Source organism: [Zimmermannella] bifida NBRC 103089, assembly GCF_001570925.1.
In the GTDB taxonomy this organism is placed as follows: Bacteria; Actinomycetota; Actinomycetes; order Actinomycetales; family Microbacteriaceae; genus Gulosibacter; species Gulosibacter bifidus.
The window spans coordinates 36949-51753 of the sequence record NZ_BCSP01000008.1 but is presented as its reverse complement, the minus strand read 5'-3'; the positions used below and the strand labels follow the sequence as shown (position 1 = coordinate 51753).

General features: G+C 64.3%; 14 protein-coding genes. 11 read left to right on the top strand and 3 right to left on the bottom strand.

All coding sequences use genetic code 11. The features are described 5' to 3' along the window. Positions 1 to 20: 20 nt before the first annotated feature. A complete protein-coding gene (gene aspS / locus ZBI01S_RS07205) occupies positions 21 to 1331 on the bottom strand; it encodes an aspartate--tRNA(Asn) ligase (protein WP_066058466.1) in 1311 nt (436 codons plus the stop codon). 78 nt (positions 1332 to 1409) lie between these two features. Here aspS and ZBI01S_RS07200 point away from each other — a divergent pair, with 78 nt between their 5' ends. From ZBI01S_RS07200 to ccsB, 5 genes are read left to right on the top strand one after another with little or no spacing between them, the layout of a single operon-like run. After that, positions 1410 to 2057 carry a histidine phosphatase family protein gene (locus ZBI01S_RS07200; protein WP_066058463.1) on the top strand — a complete coding sequence of 216 codons (648 nt, stop codon included), beginning with the start codon at positions 1410 to 1412 and terminating at the stop codon, positions 2055 to 2057. Continuing rightward, a complete protein-coding gene (locus ZBI01S_RS07195; protein WP_083524606.1) occupies positions 2054 to 2644 on the top strand; it encodes a TlpA family protein disulfide reductase in 591 nt (196 codons plus the stop codon). The genes ZBI01S_RS07200 and ZBI01S_RS07195 overlap by 4 nt, the downstream gene beginning before the upstream one ends. Before the next feature lie 7 nt (positions 2645 to 2651). Further along, positions 2652 to 3449 (top strand): cytochrome c biogenesis CcdA family protein, encoded by a 798-nt coding sequence (locus ZBI01S_RS07190; RefSeq protein ID WP_066058456.1) that lies wholly within the window; start codon positions 2652 to 2654, stop codon positions 3447 to 3449. A gap of 12 nt (positions 3450 to 3461) precedes the next feature. Beyond that, positions 3462 to 5108 carry a cytochrome c biogenesis protein ResB gene (resB, locus tag ZBI01S_RS07185; RefSeq protein WP_245610574.1) on the top strand — a complete coding sequence of 549 codons (1647 nt, stop codon included), beginning with the start codon at positions 3462 to 3464 and terminating at the stop codon, positions 5106 to 5108. Positions 5109 to 5120: 12 nt separating this feature from the next. Then, on the top strand, positions 5121 to 6233 hold the full coding sequence (ccsB, locus tag ZBI01S_RS07180) for a c-type cytochrome biogenesis protein CcsB (RefSeq protein ID WP_066058453.1): 1113 nt from the start codon (positions 5121 to 5123) through the stop codon (positions 6231 to 6233). Between the two features lie 196 nt (positions 6234 to 6429). Here the strand turns inward: ccsB and ZBI01S_RS07175 are convergent, their stop codons facing one another. Further along, a complete protein-coding gene (locus tag ZBI01S_RS07175; RefSeq protein WP_110477064.1) occupies positions 6430 to 7497 on the bottom strand; it encodes an o-succinylbenzoate synthase in 1068 nt (355 codons plus the stop codon). Between the two features lie 245 nt (positions 7498 to 7742). On the opposite strand from ZBI01S_RS07175, the gene ZBI01S_RS07170 reads away from it, so the two are divergent. The 4 genes from ZBI01S_RS07170 (at position 7743) to ZBI01S_RS07155 (ending at position 11761) form a co-directional block, all read left to right on the top strand. Beyond that, positions 7743 to 8195 carry a hypothetical protein gene (locus ZBI01S_RS07170; protein ID WP_159421446.1) on the top strand — a complete coding sequence of 151 codons (453 nt, stop codon included), beginning with the start codon at positions 7743 to 7745 and terminating at the stop codon, positions 8193 to 8195. Positions 8196 to 8290: 95 nt separating this feature from the next. Continuing rightward, positions 8291 to 9211: a 1,4-dihydroxy-2-naphthoyl-CoA synthase gene (locus tag ZBI01S_RS07165; protein WP_066058445.1), complete on the top strand. Its 921-nt coding sequence runs from the start codon at positions 8291 to 8293 to the stop codon at positions 9209 to 9211. A 27-nt stretch (positions 9212 to 9238) separates the two neighbouring features. Continuing rightward, positions 9239 to 10759, top strand: a complete 1521-nt coding sequence (locus ZBI01S_RS07160) for an AMP-binding protein (RefSeq protein ID WP_066058442.1) — start codon at positions 9239 to 9241, stop codon at positions 10757 to 10759. A gap of 9 nt (positions 10760 to 10768) precedes the next feature. Further along, positions 10769 to 11761: a 1,4-dihydroxy-2-naphthoate polyprenyltransferase gene (locus tag ZBI01S_RS07155; RefSeq protein WP_066058437.1), complete on the top strand. Its 993-nt coding sequence runs from the start codon at positions 10769 to 10771 to the stop codon at positions 11759 to 11761. A 36-nt stretch (positions 11762 to 11797) separates the two neighbouring features. On the opposite strand, the gene ZBI01S_RS07150 is transcribed toward ZBI01S_RS07155, so the two are convergent. Beyond that, positions 11798 to 12235, bottom strand: a complete 438-nt coding sequence (locus ZBI01S_RS07150) for a GtrA domain-containing protein (RefSeq protein ID WP_066058434.1) — start codon at positions 12233 to 12235, stop codon at positions 11798 to 11800. A gap of 162 nt (positions 12236 to 12397) precedes the next feature. On the opposite strand from ZBI01S_RS07150, the gene ZBI01S_RS07145 reads away from it, so the two are divergent. Together ZBI01S_RS07145 and ZBI01S_RS07140 are read left to right on the top strand one after the other, a co-directional pair. Next, positions 12398 to 12850, top strand: coding sequence for a PLDc N-terminal domain-containing protein (locus ZBI01S_RS07145; RefSeq protein WP_066058433.1), 453 nt, complete (start codon positions 12398 to 12400; stop codon positions 12848 to 12850). Continuing rightward, positions 12847 to 14805: a thiamine pyrophosphate-binding protein gene (locus ZBI01S_RS07140; protein ID WP_083524602.1), complete on the top strand. Its 1959-nt coding sequence runs from the start codon at positions 12847 to 12849 to the stop codon at positions 14803 to 14805. The genes ZBI01S_RS07145 and ZBI01S_RS07140 overlap by 4 nt, the downstream gene beginning before the upstream one ends.

Sequence of the window (14805 nt, the reverse complement as noted above, 5' to 3'; positions counted from 1 at the left end):
CCACTAGGGCGCGGATGCGCTTACGGCTGCAGGCGGTTCGGGCCGCGGAACAGGTAGGTGACCTCGCGCAGGTTTGGCTGGTGCAGCATGAGCATCATCATGCGGGCAAGGCCCATACCGAAACCACCGTGCGGGGGAGCGCCGTAGCGGAAGAACTCGATGTAGAAGTCGAGCTCTTCTGGTTCCATACCCTTTTCGCGGATCTGCTCGGTGAGGACGTCAACGCGGTGTTCGCGCTGGGCACCGGTCGAGATCTCGACACCGTTCCAGATGAGGTCGTACGACTTCGTGAGGGTCGGGTCGTCCTCGTGCTTCATGTGGTAGAACGGGCGAATCGACATCGGGTAGTCGGTCAGAAAGACGAACTCGCTGCCGTGTTCTTCCATGGCCCAGCGAGCGATTTCGCGCTCGCCTTCTGGGTCCATGTCGAGGTCGTTGCGCTCGAACTTGTGGCCGCGCGACTGCACAATTTCGCGAGCTTCGAGCAGCGGGATGCGTGGGAACGGTGTTTCGGGCACGTTGATGTCAACGTCGAAGTGTTCCTTGATCGCGTCGCCGTGGCGTTCCTTGACCGCGGCAAGTGCCGTGCGCATCAGGGCTTCCTGCATGTCCATGACGTCGTGGTGAGAGTCGATCCACGAGATCTCGGCGTCGACACCGGTGAACTCGGTGGCGTGGCGCGAAGTAAACGATGGGTCGGCGCGGAAGACCGGGCCGATCTCGAAGATCTTGCCGAAACCGGCCGACTGCGCCATCTGCTTAAAGAACTGTGGCGACTGAGCCAGGTAGGCGGGGCGGTCGAAGTAATCGACCTTGAAGAGCTCTGCCTTCGATTCCGAAGCGCTGGCCATGAGCTTCGGCGAGAACACCTCGATGTAGTCGCGCTCGTACCAGTACTCGCGCATTGCGTGCGCGAAGGTGGTCTGGGCACGGAACATGGTGTTGTTGCGTGCGGTGCGCAGGTCGAGGAAGCGGTAGTCGAGACGCTTGTCGATCGACGAGTCGTCGGCAATCGGGGTCTCGGGGTCGGCTTCGGACTCGACCTTGATCGACGAGATCTTGACCTCGAGGCCGCCGAGCTTGACGCGCTCGTCGTGCTTGAGCTCACCTTCAACGGTGATCATCGTGCCCTGCGCGAGCGTCGAGATCGTGTCGCTAATGGTTTCGCGGCCTTCGAGTCGCGGATTCACCAGCTGCAGCGCGCCAGTTTCGTCGCGGAGGACGACAAACTGGACCTTCTTCTGGTCGCGGACGGTGTCTACCCATCCCTGGACCTTGACCGGTCCGTTCTCGAGGGCGGCAAGTGCGGAAATCAGAGTTCGTTGCATCACCCGGTCAGCCTATCGCGCGGCACGCACCTTTGACCCGCTTTCGGTGCATTTTCCAACTGCATCCGTAGGCTTATCTTCATGCAGGAGCAGCGCATCCACCTTGTCCGCCATGGTGAAGTCGAAAACCCCGAGGGAATCTTGTACGGCCGCATCCCCGGATACGGTCTGAGTGAACGTGGCCACCGCATGGCCAAAATGGCCGCCGACGACCTTGCCCAGCGCGAACTGCCGGTGGGGCGCATTGTCGTTTCGCCGCTGCAGCGCACGCAGGAGTCGGCAGCGCCGATTCTTGAGGCGTTCGGGATGGATGCGGTGATCGAGCCGCGCGTGATCGAACCGTGGAACGTGTTCGAGGGCAAGAAGCTCGGCGGTCGTGACGGCGCCTGGCGTCGGCCAAAGGAATGGCCAAAGATGGCTCGCCCGTGGGTGCCGAGCTGGGGTGAACCGTTCACCGAGATCGTTGCGCGCATGCGGGAAGCCCTGATGGCACACGCAAAAGCCGCAAACGGCGCAGATGTTATCGTTGTCACACATCAGTTGCCTATCTGGATGGTGCACCGTTCGGTGAATAATCGGCCACTGCCGCACAACCCGGCAAGCCGCCGCTGCTCGCTTTCGAGCATCACCGTGCTCGAGTACCACCCGGCTACAGGTTTTGTAGAGGCGGACTATCGCGAACCGGCCGCGAGCGAATTGCGTGCGGCCGAAGACAAGGGAGCCGTGTGAACCGACGTTTTCATCGAACCGCAATTGCCGTATTGGCAGCGAGCGCATTCGTGCTGACGGGATGCGCGAGCGACGACTTCGCGCAGGATTACGCCGCCGGATCTGACCAGGGGTATGTCGCCGGCGACGGATCGATGAAGGTTATCGCCAAGGACCAGCGCGGTGCCGCGATCGAGTTCGGTGGCGACACGGATACCGGCGAATACCTGAAGAGCTCGGACTACTCGGGCGATGTCATGGTCGTGAACTTCTGGTACGCGGCGTGCCCGCCCTGCCGTGCCGAAGCACCCGACCTGCAAAAACTCAATGAAGAATACGAATCGAAGAACGTGCACTTCGTTGGCGTCAACGTGTACGACCAGGCGCCAACCGCCAAGTCGTTTGCCGCCGAGTTCGGCGTGACCTACCCGAGCATCCTCGACGTCGACAAGGCCGAAGTGCGCTTGGCATTCAGCGACAACGTACCGCCGCAGGCGATTCCATCGACGCTCGTGCTCGACCGTGAGGGCCGCGTTGCTGCGGTGATCCGTGGCGTGGCCGATCCATCGGTGCTCAGCACCATGATCGACGACGTGTTGGCCGAGTGACCCGGCCGTGAACCCCGGCGAAATCGTCTACTCGGGTCAGCTGCTGGTGGCGTTGCCACTCGCGCTGCTGGCCGGGTTCGTTTCGTTCGCCTCGCCCTGCGTTCTGCCGGTGATCCCCGGCTACTTGGGGCTGCTCGGTGCTGTTTCGGATTCCCGCAAGCGCGATGAATCTGCCGATGCACAGGATGCGGATGCGTCCGCCACGCAGGCAGGTGCGGTTGCGGCTCCGGCGCGCGGTCGGGTTGCCCTCGGTGCGGCGCTGTTCGTACTGGGCTTCTCGGTTATTTACGTCCTTTCGGGTGCCGCATTCGGGCAGCTCGGGGTGTGGTTCCTGCGCTACCAACACACAATCACGCCGATTCTTGGCGCCATCGTCGCGCTCATGGGCCTTGTATTTGTCGGGCTTTCCGGCCCGTGGCAGCGCACGATGAAGTTCAACGCGGCCCCCGCCGGCCTCGTTGGTGCACCGATTCTCGGCGCCATCTTTGCGCTCGGCTGGGCGCCGTGCCTGGGGCCCACGCTCGTAGCCATCCAGTCGCTCTCGTTCGAGGGCGCCTCTGCCGGCCGCGGCGCACTGCTTGCCTTTGCCTACTGTCTTGGGCTCGGCATCCCGTTCGTACTCGCAGCCGTGTTCTGGAGCAGCGCCACCGGTTGGATCGGTTGGCTTAAGCGCCACCTGCGCACGATTAACATCATCGGCGGCGTACTGCTCATCATCATCGGTCTGCTGATGATGACCGGACTTTGGCAACAATTCGTCTCGGCCGTCGGCGCTATGCTGCCCGGCTACCAGGCTCCGCTCTAGGAAGGTAACTGCGTGACCAACCCCCGCACGGCCCCCAAGCGCCGCAACGTAACGATCGCACCGATGTTGCGCGGTTTGTGGACCGGCCTGACGAGCATGCGCACCGCGATCATCCTGCTGCTGATGCTCGCCGTCGCGGCCGTGCCCGGCTCGTTGGTGCCGCAGCGTTCGAGTGACCCCAACGGCGTCACGCAATACTTCGACAAGAATCCCGAGCTCGCGCCGCTGCTCGACTCGTGGAGCATGTTCGACGTGTACACCTCGTGGTGGTTCTCGTCGATCTACCTGCTGCTGTTTATTTCGCTCATCGGATGCATCATCCCGCGTACCGCAAAGCACGCCAAGGCCCTGCGCGGCAAGCCACCGCGCACGCCCGCGCGGCTGTCGCGATTTGACGACTACGAGACGATCCGGCTCGATGAGCGCTGGGCGGGCGAGGGCGCCGCGATTGCCGAACGAGCGAATGCGCTGCTGCGCAAGCGTCGCTACCGCACCACGCGCTTCGACGCGAGCGGTACGGATGCGCGACCCGGTGCATCCTGGTCGGTATCGGCCGAGCGCGGCTACCTGCGCGAAACCGGCAACCTGGTGTTCCACGCCGCCATGCTCGGCATCATCGTTTCGGTCGGTGTGTTCTCGGGCTTCAACTGGCACGGTCAGCGTGTACTCGTTGAAGGGCAGACCTACGTCAACGGTCTCGTGAGCTACTCGTCGTTCACCCCGAGCCGGTTCTTTCAGCCCGATCAGATTCCACCGTTTTCGCTGCGACTGAACGATCTCGACGTCACCTACGAAGCCGAGAACAAGAACGCCATCGGTATCGCGACCGACTACACGGCGAACGTGACCGTGACGCATCCCGACGGCAGCAGCTACGACGACTCGGTGAGAGTGAACCACCCGCTGCGACTCGACGGCATCGACACCTACCTGCTGGCTAACGGCTACGCGCCCACGATCACCGTGCGTGACCCGAAGGGCAACGAAGTCTTCCGCGACCACGTGGTGTTCATTCCGCAGGACAACAACCTCACCTCGACCGGTGTCGTTAAGGTGCCGGACGGACTCAAGGAACAGATCGGTCTGCTCGGATTCTTCTACCCGACCGCCAGCAAGCTCGAATCGGGCGCACTGACCTCGTCGCACCAAGACCTCAACGACCCGGTACTTTCGCTCAACGTGTACCAGGGTGACCTCGGCCTCGACGACGGTATTCCGACCTCGGTGTACCAGCTCGACACCGACAGCCTGACGCAGATCGCTGGCCGCGGTACCGATGTCGCCGGTATCGAGCTGCGCCCTGGCGAGACGGTCGACCTGCCAAACGGCCTCGGCACCATCTCGATGGACGAAACCGTGCCGCGCTACGCATCCTTCGACGTGCATCGCGACTACACCCGCGTACCGGTGGCGATTTTCACCGGGCTGATGATTGCTGGGCTCATTGTGGCGCTGCTCGTGCCTCGCCGCCGCGTGTGGGTGAAGGTCAGCGAGCAGGCCGCCGCTGGGGGCACCACACCGGGGCTGCTCATCGAAGTTGCCGGATTGGCGCGCGGCGAAGACCCGCAATTGGCACGCACAATTGAAGAACTCGTGGCCGCAATCACCGCAGAGCTTCTATCCTGGAAAGAATCTTCCGGCCAGCCGGATCAACGCTAAGAATCTGGAATCATGATCGAAACGCTCTCGAATTGGTCAAACTCGCTGCTGTTCGCCGCCATCGTGGTGTACGCGGTAGCGTTCGTGTGCTTTACCTTCGACATCGCCCTGCGCGGGTCGAAGCAGCAGAAGGCGAGCGCCGCGACCTCGGCAGCAGGTGCCACCGCGCGCAAGCGTGAGCTTGTTGGTGCGGCTGTCGGTGCCGATGCTGCAGGGATGGTCAGCGCTGCCGAGGGCAGTGCGGATGCGGTCACCCGCAGCGCAGGTATCAGCAGTTCGATTCACGGTACCGACCGCGGCGTCTTCGCGACCCGCGCAAAGGGCGAAGGCACCGCATCCGTCGCTCGCGAAGAATTCCGCGACAAGAACGCGACCAAGCTGCTGCCATACGCCATGATCGCTACGGCGATCGGCTTCGTGCTGCACCTGGCCGCCACGGTGCTGCTCGGTATCGCCGCGGGCCGTGTGCCCTGGTCGAACATGTACGAGTTCTCGATGACGGCAACCCTCATCGTGACTGGCGTATTCCTTGCGGTGCAGGCCTGGCAAGACCTGCGCTTCTTGGGCTCGTTTGTGACTGGTCTGGTGACGCTGTCGCTGGGTATTGCCTCGCTCGGGTTCTACGTTGAAGTTGTGCCGCTGCAGCCAGCGCTGCAGTCGTGGTGGCTGGTTGTGCACGTCTTCGTCGCCTCACTGTCGACGGGTCTGCTGGCCCTCGGCTGTGGCCTGTCGATCCTGCAGCTGCTGCAGCAGCGTCGCCAGCTCAAGGTGCGTGGCGGTGCCGCGGCCGGTGGCCCGCTCACAGCGCTGCCCGGTGCGGTTCGCCTCGAAGATCTGGCATTCCGCCTCAACGTCATAGGCTTCATCTTCTGGACCTTCACGCTGGTGGCCGGTTCGATCTGGGCCGAAGCCGCCTGGGGGCGCTACTGGGGCTGGGACACCAAGGAAGTCTGGACGCTGATCATTTGGATCGTCTACGCCGGCTACCTGCACGCCCGTGCAACCCACGGCTGGCGCGGTTCACCTTCGGCCTGGCTGTCGATCATTGGCTTCGGTACGGTGCTCTTCAACTTCGGTATCGTCAACGTCTTCTTCAAGGGACTGCACGCCTACTCGGGTCTGTAGGCCTACGCAAACAACACCCCCGCACCGCCTGGTGTGGGGGTGTTGCGTTTGAACGGCCGCAAGTTTGTTTGATGCCGGGCAAGAATTGTTGCCTGGGAGCGGGTCCATCCACATATGCGGTTCGCAGGCTCCGTGTGGCAACAAACCCTGCCGGCAGGTGCTGACACGGCTCTTTCCGTTTGGCCGACGGGGTGCGCTAGCTCGCCAGCATCGCGTAGCACTCGCGAATGCGCTCAATCCACCAGTCGCGACGGGCCCCGGATGCGGCAAGATCACGCAACCGGGATGCATCCGGTACCGCAGGTGCCACCGGAATCGCACCGTTCACGGGCAGGCGCGGGTCGTTACATACATCGGCCGCAAACAGCGCCAGCGTGCCGAGCCCGGCGGCGAACGGTGACTGTTGGCCCTCGGCCAAGCGAGCGGCGAGCTGCGCGCCCATGCTGAGCCCGACCGATGTCTCCAACGCGCTCGAGACGGTGGCGGTGAGTCCGCTTCGCGCCACAACCTCGGCAGCGCGGCGCACGCCACCAAGCGGCTGCACTTTCACGACGGCATGATCGGCGGCACTGGTTCGGGCCACGGCGAGCGGGTCGTCGGCTTTGCGGATCGACTCATCGGCGGCAATGCGCACGCCGAGGTCGGCCACGCGGCGGCGAAGGTCGGCAAGTTCGGGCACGGTCGCCACCGGCTGTTCGGCATATTGCAACTGGATGCCTTCGGCAGCGAACGCGCGCAGGGCACGTTCGGCTTCATCCACGCTCCAGCCGCCGTTCGCATCCACGCGGATCGCGACGTCGCCAAACGCTTCCCGCACCGCGATCACGCGCTCGACGTCATCGTGCAGCTGCTGGCCACGCTCGGCGACCTTGATCTTGACGGTGCCGCACCCCCGATACCGTGCGGCCAACGAAGCAACCGCATCCGCTGAAACTGCCGGAATCGTGGCGTTGACTGCGACCGTGCCCGACTCGAAGCGGTGCAACTCGGGGTCGAAACCAAACTCGAGTGCGGCGGCAAGCCAGTGGGCGGCCTCGGCTGCACCGTATTCGAGGAACGGCGAGAACTCGGCCCACGCCTCGGTGCCTTCGATCAGCACGGCCTCGCGTTCGCGTACGCCGCGGAACTCGGTGTGCAGCGGAATCGACACCACGTGGGTGCGCGCCAATAGCGAATCGAGCCCGGGTAGCGAACACGGCCCGGGCAGCAAGTCGGATGCGGGCAAGTGTCGGGCGTCTTCGGCCGCGGGTGGGGTGGGGGACATGCGTTCCATTGTCGGATAGTTCACTGGATTCCTGCGGATGACTGCGCGTCCTGCCACGAACATTTGATGTTCGGGCTGTGCACAAGGACAAGCTCAATCGATTCGTTACTAGTAATCCGAACGGACGGCTCGGTATGATGAGAGACCGCCAGCGCGACCGGCGACGGTCGGCAGGCGAACAACGAATTGAGGTATAGATGATGCTGCAACAGCGAATCACGCGTGGCGAGCCGTCACCTGGCGCTGTGTCATCATCCGGAGCCGTGGCCGCCGGGTCTACCCGGTCGAGGTCGCCGAAAGATGCCCTGCCGCAGTACCGTCACGCAACCGTGGTGCCGCTGCCGTGGGTCGATCAGATGCTCAACCCGCTCGGCTGGCGCGTGGGACACTGGGCCATGTTTGGCGTCACCACTACGCTCGCCGCCAACATCATTGCGGTCCTGTACCTCTTTAACTTCTTTGGTGTCTCGCGCCAGTTCGAGCTGCAGATGTGGCTCATCATCGCGGGGATCGTCGGATTCGCGTCGATTACGGCCGCGCTCTACGCCATCTTCTACAAGTCCGGTCGCGGTACCGGCATTGTGGCGCTGATCTTGGGCCTTGGGATTGCGGGGCCACCGGCCTGGCTGGTCCTCAACACTGTGCTGCAGTTCATCTTGAACGGTGGCACGCTGCCCGACGCACCAATCAACTGGTAGCGATACCGGCGCATCCGAAATCTTGCGGGCTTGCGAAATGGTTGAGTGCCCACGAAATCCACGGTGACGTGGCGAGCAGCCGGTAGCGTAGGGGCATGACAGCGCGCAGTGAACAGTTCATTTCCGACGGCTTTGACTCCCAGCGTTGGGAGCAGGTGCCGGGCTTTGATTTCACCGACATCACGTACCACCTTGACACGTCCGGTCGCATCGCGCGCATCGCGATTGACCGTCCCGAGGTTCGCAATGCCTTCCGTCCGCACACGGTGGATGAACTCCTCGCGGCGTTCGAGGACGCTCGCGTCAACTCGAAGGTCGGTGCGGTCGTATTCACCGGTAACGGTCCGAGCCCCAAGGATGGCGGCCACGCCTTCTGCTCCGGCGGTGATCAGCGCATCCGCGGTCGCGACGGCTACCAGTACGCCGATGGTGAGTCGGCCGAGACGGTCGACAAGGCGCGTGCCGGCCGCCTGCACATCCTCGAATTGCAGCGCCTAATTCGCTTCATGCCCAAGGTCGTCATCGCGGCCGTCAACGGCTGGGCGGCTGGCGGCGGCCACTCGCTCTACGTCGTATGCGACCTGGCGATTGCCTCGCGCGAACACGGAAAGTTCAAGCAGACGGATGCGAACGTCGGTTCGTTTGACGCCGGCTACGGTTCGGCGTACTTCGCGAAACAGGTCGGGCAGAAGGTCGCGCGCGAAGTATTCTTCCTCGCCGAGGAATACGACGCCCAGCGCGCCTACGAGATGGGCGCCATCAACCGCGTGGTTGCGCATGACGAGCTCGAAGCCGAAGCCATTCGCATGGCCGAAACGATCCTGACCAAGTCACCCACGGCTATCCGCATGCTCAAGTATGCGATGAACGCGGTCGACGACGGGCTGGTCGGCCAACAGCTGTTTGCGGGAGAGGCCACGCGCCTTGCCTACATGACCGATGAGGCCGTTGAAGGTCGCGACTCGTTCTTGCAGAAGCGCGACGCCGATTGGTCACCGTTCCCCTGGTACTACTAGGCGGCAGCGAACACAGTAGGTAGCGGAATGCGGGGCGAAGGAATCTCTGGCATCGGTCGCCCGTGGCGGCCGGCCAAGCAGTCGCAGCGTACCGGTAGCGCGGATGCAGATGCTCGGTCGGGAGGCGACGGTAGCGAGTCCACGCCGCACGGCATCGGCCGAGTGACCGGGCAGCCGCGGGCCGATCGTGCGAGCCAGCAGGTGGGCCTGGTGCAGGATTCGCGGCGGCCGCTGCGGCGCGTGCCGGCGAGCGAGATGGCCGGGATGCTGCCAGAAATCTGTGCGGCGACGCGCTCGGCCACCGGACCCGCGTACTTGCCGGTACCGGATGCGAACGAGACGGTCGCAGCGTCGGTACAGGATGCATCCGTTGACGCGGGGGAGACGCAGCTCGTTCCCGAACAGGTCGCGGTCGTGATCGAAACGAGCGGATCGATGTCGGCACCCAAGCGTGTGATGCTCAGCGCTCGCGCACTGCTAGCGGGAGCCGCGGCAACTTACGGCTACTTCGACGCCCTGCGTGCGGGTACCGACCCGGTAGCGGCGGATCCCGCGGCACTCGCGACCGTCAACGACCAGGGCTCACGCCAGTGGCTGCTCGCTCTGCCCGAGCACTACATCGCTGGGCTCCAAGTGACGGTGCGCGCATTCGCGGCGAACACCGCGCCGGTGCGCTACGACGAGGCGCACTTTGCGGTGGAATCCTTCTGCACCCTTGCCGAAACGATGACCGGCGATCGTCGCTACGTCTCACTCGTGCCGGTGCAGCTCGGTCGCTTGCTCGACGACCTGCACACCGAACGGGTCGATACCGTGATGCGCCGCTTCGAAGCGATCCTGGTGGGTGGACAGGCAATTCCGGCACCAATGCGTCGCGCCGCCCAACTGCGCGGCTGGCCGGTGATCGCAACCTATGGTTCGAGTGAAACTGCCGGTGGCATTGCGTATGACGGCTATCCGCTGCCGTGGGTGCACCTGCGCGAGGTCGACGGCGAACTCCAGATCGCATCCCCAACCCTCGCCGAGGGGTACCTGGGCGACCCCGAACGCACGGCAGCCCGCTTCATCACTGATGCGGACGGCACTCGCTGGTACCGCACCGGAGACGCCGGACGCATCAACGAAGACGGCACCATTTCGGTCACCGGCCGGCTCGACAACGTCATCATCTCGGGCGGGGTGAAAGTCGACCTCGACGAACTCGAACGCGCAGCCGCCGCGGCGATCGTCGGCGGCGAAGTCGCCGTTGTGGCGATTGCGGATGCACAGTGGGGGCAGCGCGTGGCTGTCACGTACGCTGCCGGGCCAGATCTTGCGCCCGACCCCGCACCACCAACCGCATCCGCCGAGGTGCCCGCCGACGCGCGTGACCGCATCCGCACCGCCCTCGAACCCTTCGGCGTCGCCGCTCGCCCGGCACACTGGCTAAACCTGCCGCAACTTCCGCGCCTTGCCAGCGGGAAACCCGACCGCAAGCGCTGCGCCCAGCTTGCCCAAGAGGCCTACGATCGAACCGCGTCGCGTGCAGACGAAACGAGTCCGGCCTAGAATCGGCGCGTGTCTAAGTCCAAACGTCGCAGCCCTTCCCAGCAACCCCGAAAGCGCACCGCGCCGGTGCAGCGCACCGCCACATTCGGCGATTGGGTGGAAGGTGCGCGGCTTCGGACCCTACCGCTCGCCGTCGTGCCGGTAGCGCTCGGTTTCGCTACGGCGACCGTCATTAACCCGGGTGACTACCACTGGGTGCGCGCACTTGCCGCGCTTGCAGTTGCGCTCTTCCTGCAGATCGGTGTGAACTACGCGAACGACTACTCCGACGGTATTCGCGGTACCGACGATGTGCGCGTGGGACCGGCACGACTTACTGGCGCTGGACTGGTCAAGCCTGCACTCGTGCGCAACACCGCGTTCGCGTTCTTTGGACTCGCGGCGCTCGCGGGACTGTTCCTGGTGGTGCGCACCGGTCACTGGTGGCTGATCGCCGTCGGTATCGTCTGCATCCTGGCGGCATGGTTCTACACCGGCGGTAAGCGGCCATACGGATACGCGGGGCTCGGTGAGCTGTTCGTGTTTGTGTTCTTTGGTTTGGTCGCCACGGCGGGTACGACGTTCGTCATGGTCGGGTTCGTGCCGACCGATACGTGGGTGGTTGCGGTCGCTGCGGGGCTCTTCGCCTGTGCCGTGCTGATGGTGAACAACATCCGCGACATCGAGCAGGACAAGCTCGCGGGCAAGCACACGCTCGCCAGCCGCATCGGTTACCGCTGGAGCCGCATCCTGTTCGCGGTCATGGCGCTGGCGCCGTTCCTGGTGAGCGGCGTCTTCATGCTGGTGTATCCGCTCGCCGGCTTCTCGCTCTTTGCACTGCTGCTGATCGTGCCGGCAGTCATCATCACGTCGACCTCGCTGCGGCCGAAGGATCTGATCTTGGCGCTCAAGCTCACGTCGATCGGATCGCTCGTGTGGGCGCTGCTGCTCAGCGCAGCCCTGGTGATTCCGATGATCGTGCTTTCGACCCTGCCCGATCTGCCGCCGGTTCCCGCGCCGTAGCCTGGTGCGGGCGCGGTGCCCGCTAGGCTGCGCCTGCTAGCGGTCTTCGCGACCGGTGTTTGCTTCGCGCTCCGCTGCATCCAGCAGCGCGTCTTCTTCGCGATCGGCGCGGGTACGGGTGTCCGTGCGCGCCTCTCGGCGCCGCTGGATCGAGTAGCCAATGGCGGCACGCGCATCGCGTAGGAAGATCTGCGAGACGAGGAAACTGATCAGCGTTCCCGCGATCAGGGCGGCGAGCCACTCCCACTTCCACGGGGTCAATGCGAGATACACGAGCGCGAACGGGATGACAAACGACAGAATGCGCACCGAGGTATAGATCAGCCAGGCCTTGCCGATCGACATCATGTCGGGGTACGGCACTGCCGCGTCGTTCTGCTCGGCGTTGGCTGCGGTGTCGGTCGTGGTGTCGTGCTCCTCGGGCATCTCGGCGGATGCGTCGGGTCGCGATGTTGAATCAATTGGCTCGGTCACATGCCTAGCTTAGGCGCAGCACTGCAGCCCTCGCAGCCGTGCACGTGCGCGTCCGATCGGTGCGGATGCATCGAGCGTCCACGGTTTTTCGCCCGGCCACGGCCAATTTATGCGCTCGGATGCTGAGATCGCCGCGTCACCGAGATGGGTACAATCGCAGGCATGGGACGTTGGGTCATTCTTGGCATCGTTGTCGTCGTCGTGCTGTCGGTGTACGCGGTCGTCGATTGCGCGATGACCGATGCTCGTCGCGCCAAGGTGATGCAGAAGCCAATCTGGCTGGTCGTCATCCTGCTGCTGCCGGTTGTCGGTCCGTTGCTGTGGATGTTTATCGGCAAGTCCAGCGGTCAGGCGAGCGGACCGGTGGTGCCGAGCATGCACCCCGACACCATCAATACTCGCGAAACGGCGCATGATGCGCGCATCCGCGAACTCGAAGAAGAGATGCGCAAGCTCGACGAAGAAATCGCGCAGTCGCGTCGCGACAGCATGGATAAGCATCCGTCGAACCCGGCGCCCTCAAACCCAGACACCGGCGACGAGTCACGCCCCAACGCTGACGGCCCCGACCACTTCGACACGAACGGTTCCGACGAAGGAGAACCCACACGATGAGTTGTGCATCGCCTTCGTTGGACGCCGCAGTCGAGCTCTTGGTTGCGGCCGTACGGGGCGGCGTGCAGGACATCGTCGTATGTCCGGGTTCGCGATCGCAGGCGCTCGCGCTCGTAGCGGCTGAACTCGAACGCATCGGCAAGGTTCGCCTGCATGTGCGGGTGGATGAACGATCGGCGGCGTTCCTCGCGCTCGGGTTGGTGCGCGAAACGGGTGTGCCCGTTCCGGTCATCACCACCTCGGGTACGGCCGTCGCAAACCTGCATCCGGCGATGCTCGAAGCGCATCACAGCGGGTTGCCGCTGGTGGCGTTGACGGCAGACCGGCCCGCCGAAGCGGTAGCCGCAGGCGCGAACCAATCGACCCAGCAGGTGGGCATCTTCGGGCCGCTCATTCAAACGACCTCGCTCTCGGCGCCCGATGACGACCCCATGCACCTCACCTGGGCGCGTTCTGCCGGGCAGCAACTGGCCGAAGCGGAACACGTTTGGCACCTCAACGTTGCTTACCGCGAACCGCTTTCGGCCGCGGTGCCCGACCTCTCGGCACGATTCGATGATGTTGCCGCGAACGGTGATAACGGAGACGGTGGACGGGTCGCCAACATGTCGCAGCTGCCGGGCGTGCCCGAAGGCACGCCGACGGCTTGGCCCGGCAGCGAAGGTGACCGCCGCATCCACACCCCGCACAAAGACGTTCGCGGCCTGCCACCGGAACTCGCGGAGCTGATTGCCAACGAGCTCAAACAACGTGCCGAAGCGCGCGAAAAGTCGTATGTGCAGCGCCGCGAACGCGAGATCGGTGACGAACGCACCGTCATCGAAATCGACCCGATTAACTGGCCGGCGACGGTGGTTGTCGCCGGTGCGGGTGCCGGCCCCGAAGCCGAGCGCGTCGCCCGCAAGGGTGGTTGGCCGCTCATTGCCGAAGTCGCCAGTGGCGCACGGTTTGGTCGCAACCTCATCGTCGCGTACCGAGACCTGCTCGGCCCGAACAGCCCGATCCCCGGGCTGCGCGACAACATCGAGCAGGTCATCGTCTACGGTCGGCCCACGCTGAGCCGTGAGGCCACCGCACTCCTGCAGCGCGACGGCCTCCGCATCATCGTGGTCGATACGCCACAAACAGCGCCGTTTCAGCCGACTCCTGATGTTGAACATGCCGACATGATTCGCGTGCTCGCGTTCGGTGCCTCGCAATTGTCGTCCAGCGATGAGCTCTTCCAATTGCGTCGCGAAGCCGAACGCATGCTCGCCAGCTGGGTGGATGCATCCCGTGAAATCGAGCGCGCACGATCCAGCGATCCGCGTTCGCCAGACATTGCGGCCTCGCGCAGTGCCAACCTGCGTGATCGTGCCGCGTTCGGGCGTCAAGAGCTTGCGGTCTCGCGCGAAGCGATCACCCGCGAGATGCTTGTTGACGCGGTCTGGCAGCACACGTGGCCGCACGACCGACTCGTCTTGGCCGCATCCCGACTCATTCGCGACTTTGATGCACGGGTCAACGGCAAGCGCATTACCGTGCACGCCAACCGCGGGCTTGCGGGAATCGACGGCACGATCGCAACCGGCCTCGGCGTGGCTATTGGCAGCCAATTCGGGGACGACGCGAAATCACAAACCGGCATCACCCGCGTCGTGATGGGCGACCTCGCGTTCCTGCACGATGTCTCGTCGCTGCTCGTTGGCCAGGGCGGCGAACGCGCACCGCGGATGCAGATTGTCGTTGGTAACGACGGTGGCGGTACGATCTTCGACCTGCTTGAAGTGCGCGATAGCGCCGACGCCGCCGCCTTTGATCGCGTGCAGTTCACGCCGCAGCAGGCGGATGTCGCCGCGCTCGCGAAGGCCTTCGGCTGGTCGCATCGCGTCGCGCGCACCCGCGCCGAACTCGAAGCTGCGCTCACCGACCAGCATCATGAGCGCGTGGTGATTGAGGTGCCGTTGGCGCGCTAG

Bases quoted from the DNA above. Each gene is read 5' to 3' on its own strand.
- ZBI01S_RS07160 (WP_066058442.1), top strand. From the start codon at position 9,239: ATGCGGGGCGAAGGAATCTCTGGCATCGGTCGCCCGTGGCGGCCGGCC.
- ZBI01S_RS07165 (WP_066058445.1), top strand. From the start codon at position 8,291: ATGACAGCGCGCAGTGAACAGTTCATTTCCGACGGCTTTGACTCCCAG.
- ZBI01S_RS07145 (WP_066058433.1), top strand. From the start codon at position 12,398: ATGGGACGTTGGGTCATTCTTGGCATCGTTGTCGTCGTCGTGCTGTCG.
- ZBI01S_RS07140 (WP_083524602.1), top strand. From the start codon at position 12,847: ATGAGTTGTGCATCGCCTTCGTTGGACGCCGCAGTCGAGCTCTTGGTT.
- ZBI01S_RS07200 (WP_066058463.1), top strand. From the start codon at position 1,410: ATGCAGGAGCAGCGCATCCACCTTGTCCGCCATGGTGAAGTCGAAAAC.
- ccsB (WP_066058453.1), top strand. From the start codon at position 5,121: ATGATCGAAACGCTCTCGAATTGGTCAAACTCGCTGCTGTTCGCCGCC.
- ZBI01S_RS07175 (WP_110477064.1), bottom strand. From the start codon at position 7,497: ATGTCCCCCACCCCACCCGCGGCCGAAGACGCCCGACACTTGCCCGCA.